The 17679-nt window shown below is 41.7% G+C and carries 20 protein-coding genes; 11 read left to right on the top strand and 9 right to left on the bottom strand.

The window, feature by feature from the left end:
* From accB to ADH92_RS08915, 5 genes are all read left to right on the top strand, one after another.
* Complete coding sequence (gene accB, locus ADH92_RS08895; protein WP_049498148.1) at positions 1–489, top strand: acetyl-CoA carboxylase biotin carboxyl carrier protein; 489 nt, start codon at positions 1–3, stop codon at positions 487–489.
* Positions 486–911, top strand: a complete 426-nt coding sequence (gene fabZ / locus ADH92_RS08900) for a 3-hydroxyacyl-ACP dehydratase FabZ (RefSeq protein ID WP_003004019.1) — start codon at positions 486–488, stop codon at positions 909–911. The genes accB and fabZ overlap by 4 nt, the downstream gene beginning before the upstream one ends.
* 13 nt (positions 912–924) lie before the next feature.
* On the top strand, positions 925–2289 hold the full coding sequence (locus ADH92_RS08905) for an acetyl-CoA carboxylase biotin carboxylase subunit (RefSeq protein WP_003003860.1): 1365 nt from the start codon (positions 925–927) through the stop codon (positions 2287–2289).
* 103 nt (positions 2290–2392) lie between these two features.
* A complete protein-coding gene (gene accD, locus ADH92_RS08910; protein WP_049498149.1) occupies positions 2393–3259 on the top strand; it encodes an acetyl-CoA carboxylase, carboxyltransferase subunit beta in 867 nt (288 codons plus the stop codon).
* Positions 3252–4022 carry an acetyl-CoA carboxylase carboxyl transferase subunit alpha gene (locus ADH92_RS08915; RefSeq protein ID WP_049498150.1) on the top strand — a complete coding sequence of 257 codons (771 nt, stop codon included), beginning with the start codon at positions 3252–3254 and terminating at the stop codon, positions 4020–4022. The genes accD and ADH92_RS08915 overlap by 8 nt, the downstream gene beginning before the upstream one ends.
* Positions 4023–4064: 42 nt before the next feature.
* Here the strand turns inward: ADH92_RS08915 and serS are convergent, their stop codons facing one another.
* From serS to ADH92_RS08950, 7 genes are all read right to left on the bottom strand, one after another.
* Positions 4065–5342 carry a serine--tRNA ligase gene (gene serS / locus ADH92_RS08920; protein WP_003018473.1) on the bottom strand — a complete coding sequence of 426 codons (1278 nt, stop codon included), beginning with the start codon at positions 5340–5342 and terminating at the stop codon, positions 4065–4067.
* Positions 5343–5559: 217 nt separating this feature from the next.
* Entirely contained in the window at positions 5560–5928 is a 369-nt protein-coding gene (locus ADH92_RS08925; protein WP_023920226.1) for a DUF956 family protein, read from the bottom strand.
* A gap of 80 nt (positions 5929–6008) precedes the next feature.
* Positions 6009–6920 (bottom strand): PTS system mannose/fructose/sorbose family transporter subunit IID, encoded by a 912-nt coding sequence (locus tag ADH92_RS08930; RefSeq protein ID WP_003010435.1) that lies wholly within the window; start codon positions 6918–6920, stop codon positions 6009–6011.
* An 18-nt stretch (positions 6921–6938) separates the two neighbouring features.
* Complete coding sequence (locus ADH92_RS08935; protein ID WP_049498151.1) at positions 6939–7742, bottom strand: PTS mannose/fructose/sorbose transporter subunit IIC; 804 nt, start codon at positions 7740–7742, stop codon at positions 6939–6941.
* 27 nt (positions 7743–7769) lie between these two features.
* A complete protein-coding gene (locus tag ADH92_RS08940; RefSeq protein WP_003010431.1) occupies positions 7770–8759 on the bottom strand; it encodes a PTS sugar transporter subunit IIB in 990 nt (329 codons plus the stop codon).
* A gap of 376 nt (positions 8760–9135) precedes the next feature.
* Positions 9136–10158, bottom strand: coding sequence for an alcohol dehydrogenase AdhP (gene adhP, locus ADH92_RS08945; RefSeq protein ID WP_049498152.1), 1023 nt, complete (start codon positions 10156–10158; stop codon positions 9136–9138).
* Between the two features lie 190 nt (positions 10159–10348).
* Complete coding sequence (locus ADH92_RS08950) at positions 10349–11161, bottom strand: Cof-type HAD-IIB family hydrolase (protein ID WP_003003913.1); 813 nt, start codon at positions 11159–11161, stop codon at positions 10349–10351.
* Between the two features lie 175 nt (positions 11162–11336).
* Between ADH92_RS08950 and ADH92_RS08955 the strand changes: the two genes are divergently transcribed.
* From ADH92_RS08955 to lytR, 4 genes are all read left to right on the top strand, one after another.
* A complete protein-coding gene (locus ADH92_RS08955) occupies positions 11337–12758 on the top strand; it encodes an NCS2 family permease (RefSeq protein WP_003003910.1) in 1422 nt (473 codons plus the stop codon).
* Positions 12759–12941: 183 nt separating this feature from the next.
* Positions 12942–13397, top strand: coding sequence for a tRNA (adenosine(37)-N6)-threonylcarbamoyltransferase complex ATPase subunit type 1 TsaE (gene tsaE, locus ADH92_RS08960; RefSeq protein ID WP_049498153.1), 456 nt, complete (start codon positions 12942–12944; stop codon positions 13395–13397).
* On the top strand, positions 13390–13920 hold the full coding sequence (locus ADH92_RS08965) for a GNAT family N-acetyltransferase (RefSeq protein ID WP_049498154.1): 531 nt from the start codon (positions 13390–13392) through the stop codon (positions 13918–13920). Before tsaE ends, ADH92_RS08965 begins: the two co-directional genes overlap by 8 nt.
* Positions 13921–13933: 13 nt before the next feature.
* Complete coding sequence (gene lytR / locus ADH92_RS08970; protein WP_049498155.1) at positions 13934–15130, top strand: glycopolymer--peptidoglycan transferase LytR; 1197 nt, start codon at positions 13934–13936, stop codon at positions 15128–15130.
* A 21-nt stretch (positions 15131–15151) separates the two neighbouring features.
* Here lytR and ADH92_RS08975 read toward each other — a convergent pair whose 3' ends face one another.
* Positions 15152–15442 (bottom strand): hypothetical protein, encoded by a 291-nt coding sequence (locus ADH92_RS08975; protein WP_003003980.1) that lies wholly within the window; start codon positions 15440–15442, stop codon positions 15152–15154.
* Positions 15443–15454: 12 nt separating this feature from the next.
* A complete protein-coding gene (locus ADH92_RS08980) occupies positions 15455–15868 on the bottom strand; it encodes an HIT family protein (protein WP_003012582.1) in 414 nt (137 codons plus the stop codon).
* Between the two features lie 67 nt (positions 15869–15935).
* Between ADH92_RS08980 and ADH92_RS08985 the strand changes: the two genes are divergently transcribed.
* On the top strand, positions 15936–16667 hold the full coding sequence (locus ADH92_RS08985) for an ABC transporter ATP-binding protein (RefSeq protein WP_049498156.1): 732 nt from the start codon (positions 15936–15938) through the stop codon (positions 16665–16667).
* On the top strand, positions 16664–17679 hold a 1016-nt coding region (locus ADH92_RS08990; protein WP_049498157.1), incomplete at its 3' end, for an ABC transporter permease. The genes ADH92_RS08985 and ADH92_RS08990, both read left to right, overlap by 4 nt.

A 17679-nucleotide genomic window follows, 5' to 3' on the forward strand; every position in this document is an offset into this window, starting at 1 on the left:
ATGAATATTTCTGAAATCAAAGATTTGTTGGCTCAATTTGATGAGTCAACTTTGCGTGAATTCTCATATAAAAATAATGGCGAAGAATTGAATTTGAGTAAAAACCAAACGAGTTCAGTTGCGGCTACACCGGTTGCTCCTGCAGTTGAAGTGGTAGCAGCTCCTCAAACTCCTGTAGTAGCCCCTGTTGTTGAAGCACCAGCAACACCAGCTGTAGCAGCTGAACCAGTTGCTGCTCCAGCTCAGGCTGCAGAAGGTGATGTGGTTGAAAGTCCATTGGTTGGGGTGGCTTACTTGTCGCCAGCTCCGGATAAACCAGCCTTTGTATCTGTAGGAGATAAGGTCACTAAGGGTCAAACACTCTTGATTATCGAAGCCATGAAAGTGATGAATGAAGTCCCAGCACCAAAAGATGGGGTAGTCACTGAAATTTTAGTAACGAATGAAGAAATGGTTGAATTTGGAAAAGGATTGGTTCGAATCAAATGACAATTGATATTAATGCTATTCGTGAGGCTTTGCCGCATCGTTACCCAATGCTTTTGGTGGATCGCGTATTGGAAACAAGCGAAGATACGATTGTTGCCATTAAAAACGTCACAATTAATGAACCATTTTTTAATGGACATTTTCCACAATATCCTGTTATGCCAGGTGTTCTCATCATGGAGGCTTTGGCACAAACAGCAGGTGTACTAGAGTTGTCAAAACCTGAAAATAAAGGTAAATTAGTCTTTTATGCAGGGATGGACAAGGTGAAGTTTAAAAAACAAGTCGTTCCAGGAGATCAACTGGTGATGACAGCTACTTTTGTCAAACGTCGTGGAACCATTGCTGTTGTTGAAGCGAAAGCAGAGGTAGACGGTAAGCTTGCAGCTTCAGGAACGCTTACGTTTGCAATTGGAAATTAAGAAAGGCCTATCTATGTTTCGTAAGATCTTAATCGCCAATCGTGGTGAGATTGCAGTGCGCATTATTCGTGCGGCTCGTGAACTTGGCATCGAGACGGTTGCGGTGTATTCTACTGCTGATAAAGAAGCCTTGCATACCTTACTAGCGGATGAAGCAGTCTGTATTGGACCTGCTAAATCAACAGAATCTTATTTGAATATGAGTGCTGTCTTGTCTGCGGCTGTTTTAACAGGTGCAGAAGCTATCCATCCTGGTTTTGGATTTTTAAGTGAAAACTCAAAATTTGCAACCATGTGTGAGGAAGTGGGCATTAAATTTATTGGTCCTTCTGCTAAAGTCATGGATTTGATGGGGGATAAGATTAATGCTCGTAAACAGATGATCAAAGCAGGAGTGCCTGTTATTCCTGGATCAGATGGTGAAGTGTATACTGCTGAAGAAGCCCTCGAGATTGCAGAACGTATTGGTTACCCTGTGATGTTGAAAGCATCTGCAGGAGGCGGTGGTAAGGGAATTCGGAAGGTTGAAAAACCAGAAGATTTGGTTGCTGCTTTTGAATCTGCTTCCTCAGAAGCTCAAGCTGCTTTTGGGAATGGTGCCATGTATATGGAGCGGGTGATTTATCCGGCACGCCACATTGAAGTACAGATTTTAGCGGATCAGCATGGACATGTCATTCACTTAGGTGAGCGCGATTGCTCTCTTCAACGGAACAATCAAAAAGTTCTAGAAGAATCCCCTTCAATTGCTATCGGAAAAACTCTTCGTAATCAAATTGGTTCTGCTGCTGTTCGGGCTGCTGAATCAGTTGGGTATGAGAATGCTGGAACGATTGAATTCTTGTATGATGAAGGCAAGGGTGAGTTCTACTTTATGGAAATGAATACCCGTGTGCAAGTGGAGCATCCTGTCACAGAATTTGTAACAGGAGTTGATATCGTTAAGGAACAGATTAAAATCGCAGCTGGCCAAGAATTATCCGTTACTCAAGAGGATATTGTCATTAAAGGCCATGCGATTGAATGCCGGATCAATGCGGAAAATCCTTCCTTCAACTTTGCACCAAGCCCAGGTAAGATCACTAATCTCTATCTTCCAAGTGGTGGGGTTGGCTTGCGTGTGGATTCTGCTGTGTATCCTGGTTATACGATTCCGCCATACTATGATAGTATGATTGCTAAGATCATTGTCCATGGGGAAAATCGCTTTGATGCACTGATGAAAATGCAGCGAGCTCTTTATGAGTTGGAAATCGATGGTGTCACAACCAATAGTAGTTTCCAGTTGGATTTGATTTCAGATTCACATGTGATCGCTGGTGATTATGACACTGCATTTTTGATGGAACAATTCCTTCCAAATTATAATAAGGAATGATGAAAAAGCCTGGACTTGTGAGGGAAGTATGAACATCATCTTCACAGTTTCAGGCTTTTATAGTAATGCTTCAGATACTGTAGCATATTATAAGGAGTAAGTAATGGCATTATTTTCTAAAAAAGATAAATATATTCGGATCAATCCGAATAGGTCAGCCTGGAAGGAGCCTCAGCCAAAACCTGAAGTTCCTGATGAACTATTTTCACAATGCCCAGGTTGTAAACATACCATTTACCAAAAGGATTTAGGTAGTGAGCGTGTCTGCCCGAATTGTGGCTATACCTTCCGTATTTCTGCTAAAGAACGCTTGGCGCTGACAGTGGATCCAGCTAGCTTTGAAGAAATGTTTACAGGAATCGAAACGACAGATCCTTTGAATTTCCCAAATTATAAGAAGAAACTAGCAGCAGTGCGGGAAATGACAGGATTGGATGAAGCTGTCCTGACTGGAACTGCCTTGATTAAAGGGCAAGAAGTTGCGCTTGGGATCATGGATTCCAACTTTATCATGGCTTCAATGGGTTCTGTGGTAGGCGAAAAAATTACTCGTTTATTTGAATTTGCGACAAAAGAAAAATTGCCAGTTGTTCTCTTTACCGCTTCCGGTGGCGCTCGGATGCAAGAAGGAATCGTGAGTTTGATGCAAATGGCGAAAATTTCTGCAGCTGTTCAACGTCATTCTAAAGAAAAATTATTCTATTTGACGGTATTGACCGATCCAACAACTGGTGGGGTGACAGCCTCATTTGCTATGGAAGGTGATATTATCATGGCAGAGAGTCAGGCCTTGGTTGGTTTTGCCGGTCGGCGCGTGATCGAATCAACTGTGCGTGAAAAATTGCCAGATGATTTCCAAAAAGCAGAATTTCTACAAGAACATGGATTTGTAGACTTGATCGTGGAGAGAAGCCAAATCCGAGCAACAGTTGGACAATTATTGGCCCTTCATGGAGGTAAACATGAGTAAAATAACACAGATTATTAAAGAGGCACGTGACCAAGGAAGATTGACTGCGCTTGATTTTGCTCAAGGAATTTTTGATGATTTTATCGAATTACATGGAGATCGAAACTTCCGTGATGATGGTGCGGTGATTGGTGGGATTGGACGCTTAGGCGATCAAACGGTTACAGTCGTTGGAATCCAAAAAGGAAAAAATCTTCAAGATAATCTAAAACGTAATTTTGGGCAACCCCATCCAGAAGGCTATCGAAAAGCTTTGCGCCTCATGAAGCAAGCAGAGAAATTTGGCCGTCCAGTTGTGACCTTTATCAATACAGCGGGTGCTTATCCTGGTGTTGGTGCTGAAGAACGAGGACAAGGGGAAGCCATTGCTCGTAACCTCATGGAAATGAGTGATTTAAAAGTTCCAATTATCGCGATTATCATCGGAGAAGGTGGTTCTGGTGGTGCCTTAGCTCTTGCTGTAGCAGATAAGGTTTGGATGCTTGAGAACTCCATCTATGCAGTCTTGAGTCCAGAAGGTTTCGCCTCTATTCTTTGGAAAGATGGAAGTCGTGCCATGGAAGCAGCAGAGTTGATGAAGATTACTTCTCACGAATTATTAAATATGGAAATTGTCGATAAGGTGATTCCCGAGCATGGATTTTCAAATGGAGAACTACTGGCTCAAGTGAAGAAGGAATTACAGGAAGAGTTAAAGGTTTTACAAGCCTTACCTCTCGAAGATCTTCTGGAGAAACGCTACCAACGTTTTCGTAAATATTAAAAAACTGAGCTTGCAATTTGCAAGACTCAGTTTTTTTAAACTTTATTTTGGTGCGATGACTTCTGCGCCACCCATGTATGGGCGAAGGACTTCTGGAATGGTCACAGAACCGTCTTCGTTTTGGTAGTTTTCAAGAATAGCAGCGACGGTACGTCCGACTGCCAATCCAGAACCGTTCAAAGTGTGAAGGAGTTTTACCTTGCCATCTGCTTCATCACGGTAGCGGATTTGCGCACGGCGGGCTTGGAAATCTTCTGTATTGGAACAGCTTGAGATTTCACGGTAGGTGTTTTGCGCTGGAATCCATACTTCCAAGTCATAAGTCTTGGCAGCTGAGAAGCCCATGTCTCCTGTCGAGAGAGCTACTACACGGTATGGAAGGTTCAGTTTTTGAAGGATATTTTCAGCATTGACAACCATTTTTTCCAATTCATCATATGATTCTTCTGGTTTAGCAAATTTCACCATTTCAACCTTATGGAATTGGTGCAAACGGATCAATCCACGAGTATCACGACCAGCTGAACCAGCTTCTGAACGGAAAGATGGACTCATAGCGGTGAAGTAGATTGGAAGATCTTTCCCATCAAGAATTTCATCGCGGTAGTAGTTCGTCAAAGGAACTTCAGCTGTTGGAATGAGGACATAATTGGTATCGCTAAGTTCAAAAGTATCTTCCTTGAATTTTGGATACTGACCAGTACCAAACATAGAATCATGGTTGACCATGTAAGGAGGAATGACTTCAGTGTAGCCTTCCTTACCATGTTCGTCCAACATGAAGTTGTAGATAGCGCGTTCTAAGCGAGCTCCAAGTCCTTTGTAGAAGAGGAAACGAGCACCAGTAACTTTAGCCCCACGTTCCCAGTCAAGGATATCAAGGTCTTCACCTAAATCCCAGTGAGCTTTTGGTTCAAAGCCAAATTCGCGCGGTGTTCCCCAACGGCGAACCTCAACGTTGTCATCCTCATCTGCTCCAACAGGGACACTGTCAGCAGGGATGTTTGGAAGGGTAGTGGTGAATTCAGTCAATTTTGCATCGATTTCAGCCAATTCTGTATCCAATGCTTTGACCTCAGCAGAGAGGGTTTGCATGGCAGCAATCTTATCATCTGCATTTTCTTTGTTGCGTTTAGCTTGTGCGATTTCAGCAGATACAGTGTTACGCTCTGCTTTGAGATTTTCTACTTTGACTAAGATATCTCGACGTTTAGCATCGATTTCTTTCATTTCATTCAAAATAGCTGCATCTACGCCACGTGTTGCCAATTTTTTAGCAACCGCATCAAAGTCTGTACGAATCCGTTTAATATCTAACATAGCTTCTCCTTTAACAAAAAACACACCTGTCAGAGTGTTGGAGTGGCAGAGCCACGGTTCCATCCAACTTCACAGGTGTGCACTTGATTCGATATTGTATTTTAAAGAAACGGTAGAATTTCAATTAAGATTTCTATCTGCTCGCAGCAACCGCAGACTTTCTGAAAGAACCTCTTAACTTACTTATCCGTTTGCGTCTATTATACAAGAAAAGATCCTATTTTGCAAATAGATTTTTAATTTTAGCCGTGATGATTTGGATCAACGTAGGAAGTTTGACAATTTTATCATTTCCCAGATGTTCCCGAGCAATCTTTAAAATTTTTCCAGAGTCTTTTGAAGCAAAGAGAAATTTTGATTCTCTGGTATAGATTTCAAAATGGCGGCTAATTTTACGTCCGGATACATTGGCTCCGATTCGCTCGATTTCTTGCCAGGGAATTTGGATGTAGTCTTCAACATTAGCATCCGCATAAAATTCAAAAGCGGCATTCCCGACTAGGATTTTTCCAACCTTTCCCCCCACTCCAAGGTAAGAAACCCCTGTAGTATGGAATTCAACGGTTTTATTCAATGATTGAGCCATGAGATCCTCCTGTATTGCTGTTCACTTCATTATATCATAATAAAAAGAAGGCCGAAACCTTCTTTTTTGTTGATCTTTGCTTACATCAAGCCAGCAACGTGTGCCAAGACACCGATTACAAAGAGGGCGATGATGATAGTGATTGGAGATACTTTCTTCTTAAGCAACCACATACAAGCGAAAGTAAGAAGCAATCCCATCAAACCAGGAATCAATGAATCCAAGTTTTGTTGGAAAGTTGTAACTTTTTCAGGTGTTTGAGATAGGCCTGAACCAACTTGAGCGAAGGCTTCTTGGATACCCTTGTATCCTTCAGGAAGTTTATCCCAGTGGATATAAGCTTTGTCGTCTAATTTGACAGAAGAAACATTAAAGATGAATTTAATAGATACCCAACGTTCTACCAAGACAGCGAGGATGAACATCCCAAGGATAGAAGCTCCCTTGGTGATGTCTTGCAAGATCCCACCAGACATATCTTTGGTAATTTCAGAACCTGCTTTGTATCCAAGTTCTTGCGTGTACCACAAGAAGGCCATACGAATCGCATTCCATGCGATAAAGAAGATGAGTGGGCCAAGGATGTTACCAGACGCAGCAAGTGATGCACCAAGGGCACCAAGGATAGGACGTACTGTAAACCAGAAGACTGGATCTCCGATACCCGCCAAAGGACCCATCATACCAATTTTAACCCCTTGGATGGCAGCATCGTCAATCGCAGCACCGTTTGCTCTTTCTTCTTCAAGAGCAAGTGTTACCCCGATGATAGGAGCGGCAACGTATGGGTGAGTGTTGAAGAATTCCATGTGACGTTCAAGAGCAGCTGCTTGGTCTTCTTTCTTCGTGTAAAGTTTTTTGATAGCTGGGATCAATGAGTATGCCCAACCCAAGTTTTGCATCCGTTCATAGTTCCAAGAACCTTGCAAGAAGGTTGAACGCCACCAAACTTTTTGACGATCTGATTTTGATAATTGTAATTTTTCAGTCATGATAGTGTCACACCTTTCTTAATAGTCTTCGAGAATGTCGCCAATTGGATCGTTAGAAGTAGAGGCACCGCCACCTCCATTGCCACCTTTCTTAGAAAGAGTAAGGTAGATCAAGGCAAGGGCAACACCAATTGCTCCAAGGGCGATCAAGGTCAATTGGCTAACAGCTGCAAGAGCAAAACCGATGGCAAAGAATGGCCATACTTCACGGCTCGCCATCATGTTGATAACCATGGCATAACCAACGGCTACAACCATACCACCACCGATTTGCATTCCATCAGAGAGCCATTTTGGCATTTGTTCAAGAGCAGTTTTGACAGTTTCAGCAGGAATCATCAACAAGAGGGCTGCAGGAATGGCGATACGAAGACCTTGAAGAAGAAGGGCCACAAAGTGAGCGCGTTCTACACCTTTGATATCCCCTTTTCTAGCAGCAGCGTCGGCAGTGTGAACCAAACCAACGGAAAGGGTACGGACGATCATGGTCAAGAAAAGACCAGCAACTGCAAGTGGAATAGCGACACCTTGAGCAACAGCGATTCCTTTTGTACTGAAGTCTCCCCCAAGTACCATGATGATGGCAGCAGCGACAGATGCAAGGGCAGCATCGGGTGCAACTGCGGCACCAATGTTTGCCCAGCCAAGTGCAATAAATTGAAGTGAACCACCAAGCATAATGCCAGCAGTCAAATTACCTGTTACCAAACCGATTAAGGTACAAGCAACAAGGGGTTGGTGGAATTGGAATTGGTCAAGGATACCTTCAAGACCTGCTAAGAAGGCAACAACGACCACTAATACCATAGAAATAATAGACATGTTTAAAATCCTTTCGTAAGTAATCGATTATTGAACGTTAGCTTTGTTAATTAAGTCAAACAAATCTTTCTTAGAGTCATTTGGCACTTTACGGACGTCAAATTCTACTCCAAGATCACGCATTTTTTCAAATGTAGCCACATCATCTTTATCCATTGATAACACATTGTTCACCATGGTTTTACCAGTTGAGTGGGCCATTGAACCAACGTTCAAGGTTTTAATCGGAACACCACCTTCGATGGCGCGAAGAGCATCTTGAGGTGTTTCAAATAAGATCAAAGCATGGGTATTTCCAAAACGTGGATCTTTTGCAACGTCGATCAATTTTTGAATTGGGACAACGTTTGCTTTCACACCATTTGGTGCCGCTTGTTTGATCAATTCCTTACGGAGTTCATCTTTAGCAACAGAATCTGAAGCAACAATGATCCGATCGGCTTTTGAATCAGGTGTCCAAGCAGTTGCGACTTGTCCATGAAGAAGACGTGTATCTAAGCGGGCAAGGTTAATCTTGAGTTTTCCATCTCCGATAACTGTTCCTTCTGGAATAGCAGCTTGGGCTACAGGAGCAGCAGCGGCAGTACTAGCTTCTTCAACAGGATTCAATTCTTCTGGAAGGGCTTTGACACCGTCTTTTGCTTCCTTGATGATGTTTGCAGCGACTTGATCAACGCCGGCATTTGCATCCATCAAACGTTCTGTATAAGCTTGAATCAACATCGGAAGGTTTAATCCTGTAATGATCGCAAATTTACGATCTGGATTTTCTCCCATGACGCGACTTGCTTGGTTAAATGGAGAACCACTCCAAAGGTCAGCCAAAACCAAGACTTCATCTTCTGCATCAAATGCGGCAACAGCTGCATTAAATTTAGCATAGAGATCATCCGGGCCTTCACTTGGCATGAACGTAACCACTTGAACTTTCTCTTGATCCCCAAAGATCATCGAGCCAGATTGGTGGATTCCAGCTGCAAATTCACCGTGGCTAGCAATAATGATACCAATACTCATTATTGACATTCCTCCTTATAAAATTTGTTTGACTTTCAGTTTAAGAAAACTTTAAGCTACTTTATTATAAATCGTTTCCACACTTAAGTCAATTTTTCTATCAAAATCTCGATGTAAAAACATTGATTTATTATGTTAAATTATCGTTAGATAGAAAAAGAATGCTCTTGAATGAATTTTGTTTATTACTTGTTGATGCTTAAAAAATCAATAATAGATATGTTTTATAGGATTTTGTTCTCAATATAAAAAGATTCCGACAATCAAACGATATTCCTGAAAATAAAAATAAATATATAATAAATTGTAAAATAGAATGATTGAGAGCACAAAAAAAAGACTAGCCCAGTTGGGCTAGTCCTGTAGGCTCAGTTGTTTAGTTTGTAAAGTCAAGTACCATACGTCCTTGAATGGTTCCGGATTCCATTTCGTCAAAGACTTTGACAGCATCTTCTACTGGACGTTTCTGAACGACAGGGACTACCAAGCCTTCTGCACCAAATTGGAAAGCTTCTTCCAAGTCTTTACGAGTTCCTACAAGAGAACCAATGACTTGGATACCATCTAATACCGTTTTCACAATGCTGAGGTCCATCATTTCAGAAGGAAGACCAACTGCGACAACGCGGCCACCTGCACGAACAGAATCTACTGCTTGGTTGAAAGCTACTTTAGAAACAGCTGTTACGACAGCAGAGTGAGCGCCACCATTTGTTTTTTCTTTAATCAATCCTGGGACATCTTCAACTTCGCGACCGTTGATGACAAAGTCTGCACCAACTTCTTTCGCCAATTCTAGTTTATCATTGTTGATATCGACAGCGATGACATGTGCGTTGAAGACTTTCTTAGCATATTGAACACCCAAGTTTCCTAGTCCACCAGCTCCATAGATAACGATCCATTGTCCTGGTTCAGCTTTGGCTTCTTTGATGGCTTTGTAAGTTGTAACACCTGCACACGTAATAGAAGAAGCTTGGGCTGGATCTAATCCTTCTGGTACTTTCACTGCGTAATCTGCAGTAACGATACATTGTTCAGCCATTCCTCCATCAACAGAGTAACCTGCATTTTTAACAGTCCGACAAAGAGTCTCGCGACCAGTTGTACAGTATTCACAAGTTCCACATCCTTCGAAGAACCAAGCAACACTGACACGATCCCCAACTTTAAGGCTCTTGACATCTGGAGCAACTTCTTTAACAATTCCGATTCCTTCGTGTCCAAGAACACGGCCTGGAACTTTACCGAAGTCTCCATGTGCGACGTGCAAGTCAGTGTGGCAGACACCACAGTATTCGATTTGAACAAGAGCTTCCCCTGTTTCAAGTGGTCGCATTTCTTTGTTCGCAACAATTTCAACACCAGTACCTTCTGGATTTACAACAACAGCTTTCATTTTGTTCCTCCTTAAGTGAACGAGAAGCGGTTTAGTATTATTGAAAGCGCTTCTTTAATAACTATGTTAATAATATCACAAACTAGATGACAAAGCAATGAAAAAAATGGAAAAATAGGGGGGTATTGATTAACCGATTAAGTATTTAGGGTAGAAAAAGACATGAGGGGATAACTCATGTCTGTTCCTATTATAAGAATAATTGAATTAATTGGCGCGCGACACCATCTTCGTTATTCGTGAAATCTGTGACGGAGTCTGCATAAGGGAGAAGGACGGAGCTAGCATTTTTCATGGCGTATCCATGACCAGCGAGAGCTAGCATGTCGGTATCGTTGTGCTCGTCTCCAAAGGCAATCAAATCCTTCTGATCCATATTGAGTTTATCTAGAAGGTAGGTCAGAGCGGATGCTTTGGTTACATTTTTGGGATTGCATTCCAGAATATTTAAGGGACCACCCCAAGTATTGATTGACAGATTGTAGTCATAATGCCGATTCATTTCATCTGCCAGAGCATATTTGTCTTCCGCTTTCGTTTGAAAGAGGATACAGTTTGGGTCGCTCGTTACCCGCTCGGGATTGAATTGATTTTCTGGTTGGAAAGATTCAATACCGAATAATTTAGGGTCTGCAACGTGCTCATTTGGATCAGTAATAAAGAATTTATTGCGGTATTCGCCAGCTATAAAGTCCGCTTGGATGGTGTCTCGGTTAGCGACCATATCTAGCAGGTATTTTTTATCTAAAGTCAAACATTGTTCATCCGCCCATTTTTTCTCAGGTAGATGCGTAAGAGAACCATTAAAATTGATCATTGGAGTATCTAGCTCTAGTTGTTTGTAGTAGGTATGTGCCATACGGTAGGGGCGGCCTGTTGTAATAATAACTTTATGGCCAAGAGCACTAATTTTTTTAATGGTCTCAATGGTAAAGTCACTCAATTTGCTTTCGGAATTTAAGAGGGTGCCGTCTAAATCTAGAGCGATCATCTTTTTATGCATAATTCGGTTCCTTTCGAGAAGAATGAGACCATTATATCAGAAAAATCGGAAAAGCGCTCAAAAATCGAGAAGAGAAGTAGGATTTCTTGAAAGGCGAAATATCTTTTGGTAAAATAGAAATAACGTTCGCAAATTGATTGGGAGCGAGAATGATGAAAAAGGAGTTTATTCTGAAATGGATAAGTTTTTTAAACTTTCAGAACATGGAACCACTGTTCGAACAGAGGTTCTTGCTGGTTTGACAACCTTTTTTGCGATGAGTTATATCCTCTTCGTAAACCCTCAAATGTTGTCACAAACAGGTATGCCAGCTCAAGGAGTCTTCCTTGCAACGATCATTGGATCCGTTGTCGGGACCTTGATGATGGCTTTTTATGCTAATTTACCTTATGCACAAGCACCTGGGATGGGCTTGAATGCCTTCTTTACCTTTACCGTTGTATTTGGTATGGGCTACTCATGGCAGGAAGCTTTGGGAATGGTCTTCATTTGTGGTGTGATTTCATTGATTATCACATTGACAAAAGTCCGGAAGATGATCATCGAATCGATTCCGACTGCTCTTCGGTCTGCTATTTCAGCGGGGATCGGGATTTTCTTGGCCTATGTTGGGATTAAGAATGCAGGATTTTTGAAATTCACGATTGATCCTCATACCTATACAGTGGTCGGGGAAGGAGCAGATAAGGCGAATGCAACGATCTCAGCCAATGCATCTGCTGTTCCTGGATTGGTTGATTTTAACAATCCGGCTGTCCTCTTGGCTCTTGTTGGTCTTGCGATTACCATTTTCTTTGTTGTCAAAGGGATTAAGGGAGGGATTATCCTTTCTATCTTAGTGACGACTGTACTTGGAATTCTCATCCATGTGGTTGATATCACTAAAATTGACTTTGCAAGTAATCATCTAGGAGCTGCCTTTAATGATTTAGGCACGATCTTTGGTCAAGCTTTAGGATCGAAAGGATTGGGTTCGTTGATTTCCAATACGTCTCGTTTGCCTGAGACCTTAATGGCAATTTTAGCCTTCTCCTTGACTGATATTTTTGATACAATTGGAACTTTAATCGGTACGGGTGAAAAAGTTGGGATTGTTGCGACAAATGGGGAAAACCATCAATCAGCGAAATTAGATAAGGCCCTCTATTCAGACCTTGTAGCGACTTCAGTCGGAGCTATTGCAGGAACTTCAAACGTAACGACGTATGTTGAATCTGCAGCTGGTATTGGAGCTGGTGGACGCACTGGTTTGACAGCCTTGGTTGTAGCGATCTGTTTTGCTATTTCAAGTCTCTTTAGTCCTTTGTTGGCGATTGTACCGACCGCTGCTACAGCTCCAATTTTGATTGTTGTTGGGATCATGATGTTGAGTGGCTTGAAAAATATCCATTGGGAAGATATGTCAGAAGCAGTTCCTGCTTTCTTCACCTCTATCTTTATGGGCTTCAGCTACTCGATTACACAAGGGATCGCTGCTGGATTTATCACCTATAGCTTGGTGAAAGTGGTTAAAGGACAAGCCAAAGAAGTGCACAGCATGATTTGGATTTTAGATGTTCTCTTTATTTTAAACTACGTTAGCATGGCTTTGAATTAGTTATCAGGAAAATATTTAAAAAGGAATGGGAGTTGTCTCCCATTCCTTTTTAGATGGATCGACAGAGGGAATCAATGGGAGAGTTTCCTGTTTTCTTTGATTCCTTTTTCTCAAAAACAAATCGGAGTCGAACAATTTCTAAAAGAAAGAGCAGATTTTTAAAAAGTTTGGTATAATAGAGAAATGATTAGTCACAATGAAACGGAGCTGATCGCTCTAGGAAAACAGCTAGGAAAACTCATAGAAAAGCAAGACGTGATCATCTTATCAGGTGATCTAGGGGCAGGAAAAACGACCTTTACTAAAGGAATTGCAAAGGGGTTAGGGATTGATCAGATGATTAAAAGCCCGACTTATACCATTGTTCGTGAATACGAAGGTCGCTTGCCTTTATACCATTTGGATGTTTACCGGATTGGAAATGATCCAGATTCTATTGATTTAGATGATTTTCTATTTGGAGATGGGGCTACCATTATTGAATGGGGAGAGCTGATTGAGCCGAGTCTTTCGGATGCTTATCTAAAAATTTTTATCCGAAAATTGGAAGATGGGAGAGAGTTAGCTTTTGAAGCTCATGGAGCGCGTGCAGAAGATTTACTAGCATCCTTTGAGCAGGTGGAAAAAACGGATGACTAAGGAAAAGGAAGTGACGTTAGAAATTCGGCAAGCTGAAAGTGCAGACGCAGCTTTTGTCATTGATTTCTTAAATCAAGTCGGAAAAGAGTCGGACTACATGACGCTAGATGAAACTGGGATTGGCATGACTCTAGCAGACATGGAGCATTTTCTAATGGTGCAAGAGATGGCGGATAACCGGATTTGCCTCTTGCTATTTCTAGATCAGGAATTGGTAGCTTTGTTAAATATCACTGCGGCTTCTAAACGGTCCACTCAGCATATTGGTGATGTCTTTATTGTTGTTCAAAAAGCTTATTGGAATCAAGGGCTTGGACAGATCTTGCTGGAAGAAGGAATTGAGTGGGCACACTCGACGGGTATTCTTCGGAAACTGGTCTTGAATGTCCAAGTGCGCAATGAACGGGCGGTTCACCTGTATAAAAAGTTAGGTTTTGAGATCGAAGGTTGCCAAGCTCGTGGAGCTTGTTCAGCTGAAGGAGAATTTTTAGATGTTTACCTTATGGGGAAACTGATAGATTAGAGAGAGATTCTATATGGTTAAAAAAATTATTTTGATGTTTTTGAGCTTATTGACGGTAACAGTGATTGGGGTCGGAGCCTATGGCCTTACCATCCTTAATCAGACGACGGGGGCACTCAGTAAGACCTATAAGAGCTTTGGAAATGAGACCAATGTCATTGCAGAAAACAAGCCGATGACCATCCTTTTGATGGGGGTTGATACAGGTAGTGGTTCTAGGGAAGAACCTTGGGCTGGAAATAGTGATACCATGATTTTAGTGACTGTTAATCCTCAAACAAAAGAAACAACCATGACAAGCTTGGAAAGAGATATCCTAACCAATATTACTTCAGATGGTGAAACGGTCCAAGCAAAATTGAATTCGGCTTATGCTCAAGGTGGTGCCAAGTTAGCTATTAAGACCATTCAGGATCTCTTGAATATCCATATTGACCGTTATGTCATGATCAATATGAAGGGGTTGGTTCAATTAGTGGATAAGGTTGGTGGGATCACGGTCAACAATCCATTTGACTTCGATATCTCGATCGAGGAAAATGAGCCAGAATATACGGCTAAGATCGCACCAGGACGTCAGGAAATTAATGGGGACCAAGCACTCGTTTACTCACGGATGCGCTACCAAGACCCGGAAGGAGACTATGGACGTCAAAAACGCCAACGTGAAGTGATTAAAAAAATTGTTGAGAAAGTTTTAAGCCTCAATAGTTTGAGTCACTACAAAGGAATTATTGAGTCTGTTAGTGACAATATGCAAACCAACATTTCACTTGATAGCAACAGTCTTCTTCAATTACTCGGATATAAAGACGCCCTTTCAACGATTCATCAGTATCAGCTGAAAGGAGAAGATGCGACCTTGGCAGATGGTGGAAGTTATCAGATTGTCACTTCAAAACATCTCTTGAAAATTCAAAATATCATCCGCAAAGCTTTAGGAAAGAAAGAAATTAAAACACTGAAAACCAATGCTTACTTATTGGATGGAGACGAAGAGTTGAAGAATTCTTCTTCTTCTCAAAATGATACTCCAGTAGCAACATCTGAGGAAGCACCTGTTTACCAAGAGTATAACCAACTACCAGTTGTACCATCAACCCAGGATACAGGTGTAGTGACACCTCAAAGTTCCGTTGCTCCTGTAACGCCAGTTGCCCCTGCAGCTACAGAGTCGAGCAGTGTGACACCTACGCTACCTTCAGAATAAGAAAAAAACGATTGAGTTTTCTCAATCGTTTTTACTTGGTTGCCAGATGTCTTGAATTTCTTTTAGAGAGGCTGTTGCTTGTTGACGAAATAGTTTGGTCTTGTATTGGAAATCCGTTACCAATTCTTGAAGATTGGTCTTTTGGTCTTGGATAATATCCAGATTGCGTTGGATTTTTGCTAGGTTATCTTGAATTCCCTTGACCAATTGGCTGGATTCAGTCACCTCTGTTTTGATTTCTTTGCGGTTTTTTACTAGGTGGTAGCTAATGCTAGCTCCTGTTGCAAACCAAAAGAGATTTTTGAGTTTCATATGGCCTCCTTTTTAACTGTTTTTGATGGTTTCTGCGAGAACTGCTAGTTGTTCAAAATTAGGCTCGTGTTCAGTAAATGAAATGGCAAGCTCATCTTGATCGGAATAGCGAGGGATAATGTGGACATGTGTGTGAAAAACGGTTTGTCCAGAAACTTCTTCCATGTTGCTGATGATATTCATTCCCTTGGCTTGGGTAGCAGCTTCTACTTTTTTTGCAACTTTAGAGACACGTGCAAAAAGTTGAGCTGTAGCGGTTTCGTCCATCTCTAAGAGATTGCGAGCATGTTTTTTTGGCACCACTAAAGTATGACCTGGGGTGACCTGAGAGATGTCCAAAAATGCGAGGACTTCCTCGTCTTCATAGACTTTGGAGGAAGGAATGTCGCCAGCTATAATCTTACAAAAAATACAATCATCAACCATAAATACACCTCATTTAGACTAAATTTTGTTATAATATAAGAACATTATACCAGAAATCGGAGAAAATATGTTAGAAATCAACAAGTTGACAGGGGGCTATGTCAATATCCCTGTCCTGAAAGAGGTGAGCTTTTCGGTTCCGGATGGCCAACTGATTGGTTTGATTGGACTAAATGGAGCGGGGAAATCAACCACGATTAATGAAATCATTGGTCTGCTACATCCTTATGCTGGGGAAGTACGGATTGACGGCCTTAGTTTGCCAGAAGCCCCAACGGAATACCGCAAGAAAATCGGTTATATTCCGGAAACGCCTAGTCTTTATGAGGAATTAACCTTGAGAGAGCATATCGAGACCGTAGCTATGGCCTATGATTTAGACATGGATCAGGTCATGGTGCGCGTCCAGCCTTTGTTGGAACGATTCCGTTTGGCTGAAAAATTAGATTGGTTCCCTACCCAGTTTTCAAAAGGGATGAAGCAAAAGGTCATGATTATTTGCGCCTATGCAGTGGATCCAAGTCTTTATATTGTCGATGAACCCTTTTTGGGATTGGATCCTGTTGCGATTGCAGATTTGATTCAGTTATTGGCAGATGAGAAAGCAAAAGGAAAATCGATTTTGATGAGTACCCACGTTCTGGATTCGGCTGAAAAGATGTGTGATGGTTTTGTGATCCTCCATCAGGGTCAGATCCGAGCACAAGGGACCTTGGACGAGCTGCGTTCAACTTTTGGGGATGAGAAAGCAAGTCTAAATGATATCTACATGACCTTGACAGAAGAGGAAACAGCATGAAAGAGTTGATGAAAAAACGGCAACAAACGTTTCGAACTCAATGTGTAAAATATAGCCGCTATGTTCTCAATGATCATTTTGTCCTCTTTATGCTAATTTTCATAGGATTTTTGGCGGTTCAGTATAGCCAATTCTTGCAAGATCTACCCAAAGATACAAGCCTGATCCGCTGGAGTCTCATGATTGGTTTGCTCCTCTTGGTTCCGATAGGCTCCATTGCGACCTACTTAGAGAAGCCCGATGCTTTATTCCTTTTAGTAAAGGATGAGGAAGTGAAAAGTTATATTAAAGAGCAGGCTAAGAGGTCTTTTGTCTTTTGGTTTTTGATTCAAAGTTTTGTTCTTCTATTATTTGTGCCTCTTCTTCTGGCAACGGGGCTGGATAAACTTGCTATAGTAACTTATATCCTTGTCTTAGGGTTGGCTAAAGGCGCTGTTTTTAGTTGGAAGGAAGCCCGCTTCTACCAGGATGGAAATTTGAATTGGACCTTGGCCATTGCTCGTGAGAATGCAAGGAAACAATTGATCCTTCGTTTCTTTGCCTTGTTTACAACGGTGAAAGGCATTACCAACAGTGTAAAAAGAAGAGCTTACTTGGATGGTTTCTTAAGGCTTCTTCCCAAAACACATGGCAATACTTGGTTTCACTTGTATATGCGCTCCTTCCTACGGAATGGAGATCTTTTCTCTATGACTCTCCGACTCTTGGCTCTTTCCATTCTCGCTATCATCTTTATTCCTCAACCCCTCGTAGTGATTGCCCTTGTAGCCTTGCTCAATTACTTGGTTATTTTTCAATTACTGGGGCTATACAGTGCTTTTGATTACCAACCGTTGACCCTCCTTTTCCCGATGAAAAAGGGCAGTAAAAAGGCAGGGTTGAACAAAACGATTCAGCTGGTCATGGGGATGATAACGGTGATAGAAGGGGGAATTGGCCTGGTCTTTATTTTAGATAAAGTCCTGTTGTTAGGCTTATTGGCTTATACAGTTGCTTTAATCCTACTCTATCT

The sequence above is a fragment of the Streptococcus parasanguinis genome, from assembly GCF_001073155.1.
GTDB classification, from domain to species: Bacteria; Bacillota; Bacilli; order Lactobacillales; family Streptococcaceae; genus Streptococcus; species Streptococcus parasanguinis_D.